We start from the raw sequence: 10,489 nt of genomic DNA, 5'->3' as shown, positions 1-10,489 counted from the left end.
CCGACGGAACGTCAGATCATCACTTTATGCTTGCAACGCGGGAGCCATCCACAGAAGACAGTCCGCATGTTGACAAGCTATCCTACCGATCAGATTTCCGCAAAGGTCGCTTGCGGACGCTCCCCCTACCCCTCTCCCTTGAGGGAGAGGGGTGCGCAGACTTGGCTGCTTGCAGCCTTAGTCGTAGCTGGATGAGGGTGTCACGGCCTCACGCGGACGCGCGCCGCTCGCGTCGATCCCCCTCATCCAACTCCGCCTAGACGACTGCGTCGCCAAGGCTTCATATCCTTCTCCCCCAAGGGGAGAAGGGCGTGTTGCTTCTCGCCGCCATCTTCCGCCCGGCGCACAAAAAAGGGGCCGACTGGGCGGCCCCTTTTGTCTCATCGGCTTTGCGTGCCCTTAGCGGGGCGGCTGGGCGCCTGCTGCGCCTTGCTGTTGCTGCATCATCTGCTGCATCTGCATGATTTCGGCACGCGACTTGAAGTCGTGGAGCGTGACGTCGAAGATCAGGATCGAACCGGCGGGGATTGGCCCTGCGGCCTGATCGCCATAACCAAGCTGCGGCGGAATCCAGAGGCGGTATTTGCCGCCCTTCTTCATCTTTTGCAGGCCTTCGGAGAAGCCGGGGACGACGCCGTCGATCGGCATCGGCGCCTGCGGATTTTCGTCGAACACGGTGCCGTCGAGCAGCGTGCCCTTATAACCCACCAGCGCCACGTCGGCGGCGGTTGGGCTGGGTCCGGTGCCTTCGGTCAGCACCTGATATTGCAGACCCGATGGCGTGGTGATCACGCCGTCAGCGCCGGCATTCTGCGCCATGAAGGTGGACGGCGAGGCTTCAATGCCCTGCTGCCCGGCCCAGGCGAGGCCACCAGCCGCCAGCGCAAGCGCGGCGACACCAATCCAGAGGCGCGTCAAAGACCCCCTGGCGATAGGACGAAGGGGAACGGCCGTTATGGACATGGCGAAGCTTCTCGCAATTATGAGCGGGCAGGCAGCAGGAAAGCGGGACGGCGCGGGCCGCCCCGGCGGCGCTTACTTCGCGCCGTCGCGCTCGGCGCGCTTGCGGTCCATCTTGCGGGCGCGGCGCACGGCAGCGGCCTTCTCACGGGCGCGCTTTTCCGAGGGCTTCTCGTAGTGACGACGCAGCTTCATTTCGCGATACACGCCTTCACGCTGCAGCTTCTTCTTGAGCGCGCGGAGGGCCTGGTCGACATTGTTGTCGCGAACGATGATCTGCATAAGTCCGTCAATCTCCAATCGAAAACGAGCGTTTTGCCGGGATTTTCCAATCCGTCCCGACAGCCCGTCGCAATAGCAAAGCCTGTGAGTCGTCGCAGGTCACCCTACGCCGTGTGGGGCGCGCCCTACCAGCAGAGTCGCGGCAGTTCAACCCCAAAGCCCGCGCTCTGGACTTACGTGCGCGGAAGGTGGATAATATTTGCCACTATATAAGAGAGGATCGCCCATGGCCAGCGCCGCAAAACGCCCCGACATATCCCCCGCCGAATGGGAGGCGCGCCAGCAACTGGCCGCCTGCTACCGCATATTCGACCATATGGGATGGTCCGAACTCATCTATAACCATATCACCGTGCGCGTGCCGGGCGAGGACAGCGCCTTCCTGATCAACCCGTTTGGCCTTGGTTATCATGAGGTGACCGCGTCCAACCTGGTCAAGATCGACATTGACGGCACGGTGCTGGACGGCAGCCCCTATCCGGTCAACCGGGCGGGCTTTGTCCAGCATAGCGTGTTCCACCGCCATTTGCCCGACGCCCATTGCATCATCCATACCCATACGACGGCGGGAGCGGCGGTGAGCGCCTGCGCCGAGGGACTGCGCCCGATCAGCTTCTACGCCGCCGCCTTTGCCGGACGGATCGCCTATCATGAGTTTGAGGGCGTCACGATTCGCGGCGAGGAAGGCGAGCGGTTGATCGCCAATCTGGGCGACAGGCGGGTGATGATGCTGCGCAACCACGGCACGCTGGTGATGGCACAGAGCCTGCCCGAAGCCTTTTTGAAACACTGGATGCTCCAGCGCGCCTGCGAGATTCAGGTGGCAGCAGGCGCGGCGGGGACGCCGGTGGAACTGAGCGCAGACGTGATCGCGGTGCATCAGCGCGATCTGGCCGGGGTGCAATTGCCAGTCGGGCCGGGCGTGCCGGATTTTCAGGCGATGGTGCGGCTGATCGACCGGGTGGACCGGAGCTGGCGGGATTAATCCCCTCCTCCATAGGCTTCAAGGCGGCGGGCAGCTATTCCCCTCATCGGCCAGCCGTCGCACCTCCTGCGCGGCGACCTGGGCCAGCCAGGCGCGGCGTTCGGCCTTGTCGGCATTTTCCTCTGCCAGTTTGCGCGCGGCCTGCGCCTCGTTGCGCTGCTGCACGGCCATGCGGGCATAGGTGAAGGCAGCGATCGACAGGCCGCTCAGCACGACGATGAGCAGGAAGGCGAAGGCACCCAGCGCCGCGGCGATGCGACGGCTGCGGCGCTGGTCGCGGCGATAGAGGCTGGCATAAGGGGTGCCGAGCAGCCCGGCGATCAGCTTGAGCTTGACGATATTGCGGTCATTCTTCTGGAGATCGGGCGCCAGCGGTTCGAGCGGCTGGTTGCGGTCCAGTTCGCCATTGGCGTCCAGGGCAAACAACAACGGCGCGGGAAAACAGTCGGTGGCGGGATCGCCAGGCTTGCCCGCCGCGATCAGCGCGAATACCGGGGCGTCCGGGTTGATCGTCTTGAAGCTGCGAATTTCCTTGTCGACCCAGACCGATCGGGCGGCGCTTGGTGAGCAGATGACGATCAGCGCGTCGGAGCGGGCGAGCGCGCCCTGCAATTTGGGGCCGAGTTCGGCGGCCCCGGCCAGTTCATCCTCATCGCGGAAAATCGGCCGCAACCGGGCGGGGATCGGGCCACGATCGCCCGGCGTGCCGACCAGCGCCTTGGGCACGCGATAATTTTCGATCGCGCGGTGGAGCCAGCGGGCGACCTTCATATCGGCATGGCTGTAGCTGATGAAGGCGGCATAGCGCCCCGCCCCCGCCCCACCGACCAGCGCGGTCAACTGTTTGGCGAGGTCCGCGCCACCGCTCAGCACTGGCTTTCCGACCATGGCGGCAGTATCCACGGGGATGGAGATGATCTTGCTGAAAGGGTTGGACATGAAGCGCAAAATCCTAATCGCAAGCGGGGCGATGATGCTGGCGGCGAGTGGGGCGATGGCGCAGGATGCAGCGCCTGTTGCCAAGGCACCCGCCGACCCCTTCGCGCAGGCGATCGCCGCGCGGCAGGTCGCCGACTTTGCCCGGCGCGAGGGCGATCCCCATGCGATGCTGACCGCTGCGCGGATGCTCAAGCAAGTGCCGATGACCGATGGCGCGACTCCGGCGGAGGGTGACGCGGCCTTTTCGCCCGATGCGCTGTTTGCCGAGGCCAAGGCGCTGGCGCGCGACGACCAGGCGTTGCTGTTGCAGATCCGGCTGGCCCAGTCGGCGGCGGGGCGCGGCGTAACCGCGTCGGCCTTTGGCAAGGGGCTGGTGCGGCGGGTGCAGGATGTCGGCGCGCGCAACGCTTATCGCTTCACTGTGACGGCCAAAGGTGGCGAGCCGCTGCGCATCGGCGCGATCGGCGACATTGGCACCAGCATGTATATCCGCCTGCTCGATGCGTCGGGCAAGCAATTGTGCCTGGACGATAATGCCGATTATGCGCCGGTCTGCGCGGTGACGCCGCGCGCGTCGGGACAATATCGCATCGACATCGGCAACAAGAGCGCGGCCAAGAGCCGGACGGTGATTTTGAGTAATTGAAATCGGCATCGCGTCAGTTGCCGGTATAGAGTTCGCCGATCGACAGGCTGGCCTGCCCCTGCGCCTTGGCCAACAGATCGCGGATCGGCGCGACCAGCCGGGCGGCGGCGCGCTGATTTTCGACCGTGCGCAACAGAACCCGGAAGGCTTCGGGCGGCTGGGGCGTCACCAGGGCTACGACATGGTCCGCGCCATAGGGGGCGATCACCTGACTTTCGAGGACGGGGAGCGACTGGCCGGGCGCAAGGCGACCATCGCCGTCCGATGGCGCGGCGGGGAAGAGGCGCTGGACGGTGCCGTCCGACGCTATGTTGAATACTGTCGCATATTGGGGTGCGGCTACTGACTGAGCGGTCCCCTGCTGCGCCAGCGCCAGCGTGACGGGCGCGCCGGACGGATAGCGCGCGCCATTGTCGAGTGGGCCGACCATCAGCCGGGTGCGCTGTTCCGACAGAAGCGGGCGCAGTGCCTCGATCGCGGCCCATTTGTCGATGACCCCGCGTAGTTGCGGCAGGGTTTTGACATTTTGCGCGACCATATCGCCGGTACGGCGGAGCATGGCGTGACGGACAGTGTCCCAGACGAAATCCGCGCCCTTGCCATCGGTCAGGATGCGCCAGGGATGGTCGCCGGTGACGCTGGCCCGCGCCTTCACATCCGCGACATAGAGGCCGGGCAGCGGCGGCGCGACAGGGGGCGCGGGGGGCGGCGGCACGGTGGCGAACAGCCCCTGCCCTTCGCGGCCCGGCGGGATGATGCTGCTGCTTTCCTGCCGCTGGCCGCTCAACATGCGGACCTGGACATTGAGATAGGTGCCCAGTTCGCCGATGGTCAGCTTGCCATCGCCATCCTGATCCGCCGCCATGCCCGTGCCATCGGCGCGCGGTGTGGTCAGCCCCTGTTCGAACGACCAGGTCAGAAAACCGCGCGTCGGCGCGCCCTCGACCGGCAAGGCATTTTCCCAGGCGACCTGATCGTCACGGGCTGCGCTGATATAGAAGAGGTTGGGCAGATCATCCCGCGTGGCGGTGAGCGCCGCGCCCTCGACCGAGGCCCCCTCTGCCGAAACCAAGGTGCTGGCGAAGCGCGGTGCAGGGCGCGACCCCAGTTCGACATTGCGCCCGCCCAGCGTCAGGCGCGGGGTCATTCCCATGGCGCGCGGATCGACCGAGCGGTGCAATGTGCCGGAATGGCAGGTGTCGGCCATCATCAGCACCTGCACCCCGCGCGGGACATAAAGGGCAAGCCAGGTGTAAAAATCCTTGTCGACGATGAAACGTTCGGCGTCCCTGCTGTCGGGATCGAAGCCGGGCAGCGGCAGGAACTGATCGGTATCGCCGTCGCGCGTCCCCTTGACGCTGGCTTCGGCCAGCGCGCCATGACCGGTATAGTAAAGGAAGATCCAGTCACCCGGTTTGGAACGAAGGCCCAAAGCATGGAGTGCGGTTTCGACTGTAGTGCGACTGACGCCGTCATTACGCAACACTGTGACATCGCTGGCACCCTGGCCGCGAATCACTGTTTCCATGGCCTGGAGGTCATTTTCGGGACCGGCCAGATCCATGATGAGCGAGGAGCGGAACTGCCAGGCACCGACCAGCAGGGCGCGGGTTTCGGCTTTGGCGATCGAAGGAGATGCCAATATTGTGACAAAAGCCGCTAATACTGTTGCCCAGAGTCCACGAAGCCCCTTCGCCACTTGGAATCTCCCGCGCTTTTTTGTTGCCTGTTCAGTTATAACCCCATAATCTCATAATGGTTGGGGGAGCAATAACTATATCATGACTCAGGGTGGAACGATGATAATAGTCAGAAGCTTCTTAGCCATTGCTTCTGCGGGACTTTCGCTGAGCGTGGCGTCCGTTGCGCTGGCGCAGGCCAGCACCCCCGCAACCCCACCGCAGGATCAGCAGGGCCATGCGACCGACGGCGCGGCTGCACGGGGCGTGCGCATCATCGCCCCCGAAGCGCCACCCGCAAACGTTGTTGCGAATGGGCAACAAACCGCTCCAGCCACCAAGCCTCATGCGACCAATGCGATCGCGCCGGTGAAGCTGCGTCCGGCCGATCCCGTCGGGACGCGGCCAGCCCCCGCACCCGCAGTGCTGAAAGCCTGCGACCGGCCGGTGTCCAAGCCCACGCTCCGCTTTGCCGATCCCGCCCGGTTCGACCGCGCGCTTAAAGGTGCGTTGCGGCGGGGCAAGACCGTCGTGGTCGATCTTGATGCGCCCTATCCGGTCGCCAATGAAGCGCCCGCGCCGCTGGGCGCCTGGCTGAACGAGGTTGAGAAGAGCGGCGGCATGGTCACGGTCAGCCCCTATTGCCAGAAGGGGCGCGGTCTTGGCGGCTTCCTAGCCAAGCTGTTCGGCGGCGGCCCTGCCGAACCATATAAGGCCGCGCGCGCCTATGATGCAGTGCTGCATGTCGATGCGGTCGACCAGATCGTCACTCAAGTGGAATTCGCGCCGCGCAAGGCGATGAAATGATCGCGCGCGCTGCTTTGTCTCTAGCGCCCCTGTTCCGCGCCATGGCAGCGCTCGGCCTGCTGGTCGCGCTGCTGGCTGGCGGCGGGGCGGCACAGGCCGCGGACGAACCCCGGCTGGCGCTGGTGATCGTCAATGGCGCCTACCAGTCGTTCGACAGGCTGGCAGCCACCTATGCCGATGGTGACAAGATCACCACCGCGCTCAACGCCACCGGCTTTGTCGATGCTAGCGGCGAGGGGCCGGTGCAGGTGCGCCGCGACCTGTCGCGCGACGCGATGCTGGCCGCGATTGCCGATTTTCGTGCCAAGCTGACCGCTGCCGGACCCAAGGCGTTCGGGATGCTCTATTTTTCCGGCCATGGCGCGGCGCTGGGCAGCTATGGCGACGTCATGCTGCTGCCGGTCGATGCCGGGCGCGACGTGACTGCAGAGACGGCAACGCTGACCCGCGCGGCGCTGACCCGCAACCTGCTGGGTTCGGGCGCAAAAACCATGCTGATCGTGCTGGACATGTGCCGCAACGTGCTGGCCGCGCCGCCGCCATCGCTGGCGCAGATGATCGCCGACCAGACCGGAGTGGAAACCAGCGCAGTGGGCGAGTTGGCCGGGAGCAAGGGGCTGCGCCGCATGGTGCGCGCGCCCGCCGCCGCGATCCGGCCCGATCAGGGCTATCTGGTCGCCTTTTCCACCAGCGCCGACCAGTTCGCCTTTGACGATGGCATTTTTTCCAAGGTGCTGGCCGAAGAAATCCGCCGCCCCCAGCAGAATATCGCCGATGCCTTAAAGCGCGTGTCGGATCGGGTCGCGCTGTCATCAGGCAAGAATTTCCAGAAGCCGACCTTCGACTATGGCCTGCAAGGTGCCCCGCCCTGCTTCATTTCCTGCGACCGGGCGGCGAACGACCGTTTCTATGATTGCGCCAACTGCCCGTGGATGCGCGCCATCCCCGCCGGCACCACGCCGTTCGGGTCGCCCCCATCGGAGCCGGGACGCGGCAGTGACGAGCCGGTGCAGGCCAATGTGCGGATCGAACGGCCCTTTGCGATCGGCGTCTATGAAGTGACGATCGCGGAATGGAATGGCTGCGTGCGGGACAATGCCTGCACGAAGCTGGGCAATTGGGCGAAGGAAAATCCCAACCCGCTGATCCCCGCGACCGACATTAGTTATGAGGATGCGCAGGCGTTTCTGGCCTGGCTGACGGTCAAGTCCGGGCGCACCTATCGCCTGCCGACCGAGGCGGAGTGGGAATATGCCAGCCGGGGCGGTACGCCGAGCGCCTTTCCGTGGGGCGATGACATCAGCCCAAGCCAGGCCAATTATGACCATACCGCCCGCTATCGCGGATCGGATACCGCGCCCTATCGTGGCTATCCCGAAAGCGTGAACGGTTACCCCGCCAACGCCTTTGGTCTTAACCAGATGCAAGGCAATGTGTGGGAATGGACGTCGGGCTGCACCGACCAGTCCTGCCGGACGCGGGTGATCCGTGGGGGATCGTTCGAGAGCGCACCCGATGCGCTGCGATCGGCCAATCGCTTCACCGTTGCGCCATCCAAGCGACGGCAGGATGCGGGGCTGCGTGTCGTACGTGATCTGGACCCGGACGAGATAGTCGGCGCGTCCTGACAATTTTTAATGAGGGGAGGAACCGGACAGGGAAGCCGGTTCCGCAACAGGGGTGAGATGATGAGGAAATATCTGGCGACGGCGGCACTGATGGCGGTTGTGCCGGGGACGGCGCAGGCTTCGGCCTATCTGGCGACGGTGGGCAGTCCTAACAGTCTGCAACATGGCGCGGTGACCACGGCGCTGAACCTTAATGACCTGGACTATGACGATGACCCGGATACGCCCGGTTTCGACATGGAGGGGGATGCCGATACGATCGGCGGCGCGATCAGCTATTGGGGGTCCGCAGGGGTCGAGGGTCAGCGCTACGAACTGCGCTATCAAAAGGCGCTGCGTCCGTTCGAGGGCAGCCGCGCCCGCGTGCTGATCGACCCGGTGCTGAATGTCCTGCACGTCAACAATGGCGCGACCGCGACGATGGGGACGCTGTCCACCGGGATCGAGATACCGGTCCAGCCCAACTGGCTGATCACCCCGCGCATCGCCTATGGCGTGACCGACGCGGGCGCCTTTTTCGGATCGACCAGCAGCGACCTGATCACCGTGTCGGCCAGCAGCCGCTACAAGATCGCACAGGTCGGGCGCGGCGACCTGACGATCGGCAATATGATCGGCTGGTCCACCACCACCAATTGGGGGCTGGGCCGTGACCCGGCCTTCTATCTGAAGGAAAATGTGTTCACCTTCCGCAATGGCGTGGCCTATCAGCTGCCGTTCAAGGGGCGGATGTTCGGCGGGCGGCAGGGATCGCTGCGCGCCAGCTACACCTGGACCAAGCTGACCGACGATCCGCAATCCTATGAAAATGTCCATGAAGCGGCGCTGAGCATCGGTGTCCGTACCCGCGAGGCGGAACAGAAGAGCAAGGCGGAGCAACTGCGCATCGGCCTGATCTACACCCATGGCACGAGCAGCTTTTCGCATGATTTCGACTATGACGCGGTGACGCTGACCATCGGCTATCGCTTCTAAAAGCGGCACATCCAAGGGGAGGAACGGGCGATGACGCATGGGGCCAGAAGCTGGGGTGTTGCGGCATTGCTGGCGCTGTCGGGGGTCGGCCTTTCGGCGTTATCGGCGCAGGAGGCGGACGATCCGCTATTCATGACCGGCGCGCAGCCCGTTTCTCCCGAAGATTATGCGAAACTGCCCAAGCAGGGGCGGTTTCGGGCCTATCTGCCCAAGCGGGTGGACCTGTCCAACGCCTATCCGCCGCCCGGATCGCAGGGACCACAGCCCAATTGCGTCGCCTGGGCCACCACCTATGCCGCGCGCACTTTCCTGAATTTCCGCGACAAGGCGGTGCAGCCCGCCACCCCCGCCGACCAGATGAGTCCGGCCTATGTCTATAACCGGCTGCGCCCGGCCGGATCGCCGTGCAGCGGAACGATCAGCATCGTCCAGGCGCTGACCTTGCTCAAAAATGAGGGGACGGTCAGCCTGGCCGACTTCCCAGACGATATGACCAAATGTGCGATCCCCGCGCCCGAAGCGCTGAAAGCCAAGGCGGGCCATTATCGCCTGCTCGACTGGCGCGCGGTCGACCGCGAGGTGAAGGACGACTGGCGCACGCCGATCATATTGGATGACGTCAAGGGCGCACTGGCACGCGGCGCGCCGGTGATCTTCGCCATGCCGGTGCCTGCCGATTTCAAGGCGCATCGGGGCAATGGCATCTATGCCCGTGCCGACAAGCCGGACAAGGCCAGCTATCACGCCATGGCGATCGTGGGCTATGATGAAGAGCGGCAGGCGCTGCGCATCATGAACAGTTGGGGTCCGATCTGGGGCGACAAGGGCTATGCCTGGATCGACTATGCGACCTTCCGGCTGCTGACCGGGGAAGCCTATTCGCTCGAAGCGCCGGTGACCCCGGCAGCGCCCGGTACGCTGCCGTCTGCGCCCAAGAGCGCGGCGCAGATGGTGAGTGAACAGGCCGCCGCCATGCCGTGCGGCGCCGTCAGCGTGAAGGGCGGCGCGGTATCGGGCTTTTCCGGCGACCTGAACGCGATCGCCGCCTTGCGCGAAGCCGCGTTGAAGGCGGACCCAAGGACCAAGTTCGAGGTGCGTCATTTGCCCTGGCCGCAATGCGAGGCGGCGCTGACGCTCGCTGCACCACTGTCGCGCGCGGGGACGCGGATCGCGGCGCTGACCGAGGCGGGCGCGCCTCGCGAGGGCGATCCGGTGACGATGAAGGAAAATGAGATTTTCGGCGTCAGCGCGACCACCATAGCGGCGCGGCCTTACCTAAGCATCATTTATCTACAGGCCGATGGCAGCGCCGTGGAACTGCATCGCGGCCATCCCGAACCCGATCGCAAGGGCGTGCGGCAGGTGATGATCGGCCTGTCCAAGACCGCGCAACGCTATGCCGTCGCCCCGCCCTTCGGCCCGGAACTGATCGTCGCGCTGGCGTCCGACAAGCCGCTGTTTGGCGATGATGAGGTGGTCAATGGCACCGAACGGCAGTTTCTGACGCGGCTGCGCGCCAAGCTGGTCAGCCATCCCGGTGACGGCGTGTCCGCCGCCTTCGTCCGCCTGCACACCAGCAACTGACACT

The 10,489-nt window shown here is 64.9% G+C and carries 10 protein-coding genes; 6 read left to right on the top strand and 4 right to left on the bottom strand.

The genetic code is table 11. The features are described 5' to 3' along the window. Positions 1-399: 399 nt before the first annotated feature. Together ACODSR_RS05970 and rpsU are read right to left on the bottom strand one after the other, a co-directional pair. Positions 400-963, bottom strand: a complete 564-nt coding sequence (locus tag ACODSR_RS05970) for an FKBP-type peptidyl-prolyl cis-trans isomerase (RefSeq protein WP_489074607.1) — start codon at positions 961-963, stop codon at positions 400-402. 72 nt (positions 964-1,035) lie between these two features. Then, the gene (gene rpsU, locus ACODSR_RS05965) at positions 1,036-1,242 is read right to left on the bottom strand and encodes a 30S ribosomal protein S21 (protein ID WP_006957190.1); all 207 of its coding nucleotides are present in this window, start codon (positions 1,240-1,242) and stop codon (positions 1,036-1,038) included. A 226-nt stretch (positions 1,243-1,468) separates the two neighbouring features. Between rpsU and ACODSR_RS05960 the strand changes: the two genes are divergently transcribed. Then, positions 1,469-2,227: a class II aldolase/adducin family protein gene (locus tag ACODSR_RS05960; RefSeq protein ID WP_489074605.1), complete on the top strand. Its 759-nt coding sequence runs from the start codon at positions 1,469-1,471 to the stop codon at positions 2,225-2,227. An 18-nt stretch (positions 2,228-2,245) separates the two neighbouring features. Here ACODSR_RS05960 and ACODSR_RS05955 read toward each other — a convergent pair whose 3' ends face one another. Beyond that, a complete protein-coding gene (locus ACODSR_RS05955; RefSeq protein ID WP_489074603.1) occupies positions 2,246-3,166 on the bottom strand; it encodes a toll/interleukin-1 receptor domain-containing protein in 921 nt (306 codons plus the stop codon). On the opposite strand from ACODSR_RS05955, the gene ACODSR_RS05950 reads away from it, so the two are divergent. Then, entirely contained in the window at positions 3,165-3,812 is a 648-nt protein-coding gene (locus ACODSR_RS05950; protein WP_489074601.1) for a hypothetical protein, read from the top strand. The two genes, ACODSR_RS05955 and ACODSR_RS05950, sit on opposite strands and share 2 nt — an antisense overlap. Positions 3,813-3,825: 13 nt before the next feature. Here ACODSR_RS05950 and ACODSR_RS05945 read toward each other — a convergent pair whose 3' ends face one another. Beyond that, a complete protein-coding gene (locus tag ACODSR_RS05945; RefSeq protein WP_489074599.1) occupies positions 3,826-5,454 on the bottom strand; it encodes a caspase family protein in 1,629 nt (542 codons plus the stop codon). Positions 5,455-5,611: 157 nt separating this feature from the next. Between ACODSR_RS05945 and ACODSR_RS05940 the strand changes: the two genes are divergently transcribed. The 4 genes from ACODSR_RS05940 to ACODSR_RS05925 are packed head-to-tail and all read left to right on the top strand — an operon-like array spanning position 5,612 to position 10,485. Further along, on the top strand, positions 5,612-6,298 hold the full coding sequence (locus tag ACODSR_RS05940; protein WP_489074597.1) for a hypothetical protein: 687 nt from the start codon (positions 5,612-5,614) through the stop codon (positions 6,296-6,298). Continuing rightward, complete coding sequence (locus ACODSR_RS05935; protein WP_489074595.1) at positions 6,295-7,926, top strand: SUMF1/EgtB/PvdO family nonheme iron enzyme; 1,632 nt, start codon at positions 6,295-6,297, stop codon at positions 7,924-7,926. Before ACODSR_RS05940 ends, ACODSR_RS05935 begins: the two co-directional genes overlap by 4 nt. 60 nt (positions 7,927-7,986) lie before the next feature. Further along, positions 7,987-8,901 carry a hypothetical protein gene (locus ACODSR_RS05930; RefSeq protein WP_489074593.1) on the top strand — a complete coding sequence of 305 codons (915 nt, stop codon included), beginning with the start codon at positions 7,987-7,989 and terminating at the stop codon, positions 8,899-8,901. A 30-nt stretch (positions 8,902-8,931) separates the two neighbouring features. Then, positions 8,932-10,485 carry a C1 family peptidase gene (locus tag ACODSR_RS05925; RefSeq protein ID WP_489074591.1) on the top strand — a complete coding sequence of 518 codons (1,554 nt, stop codon included), beginning with the start codon at positions 8,932-8,934 and terminating at the stop codon, positions 10,483-10,485. Positions 10,486-10,489: the final 4 nt, after the last annotated feature.

This window comes from Sphingobium sp. FG125, assembly GCF_057809795.1.
Note: the sequence above shows the minus strand (reverse complement) of the source record. Positions and strands in the feature narration are given on the sequence as shown.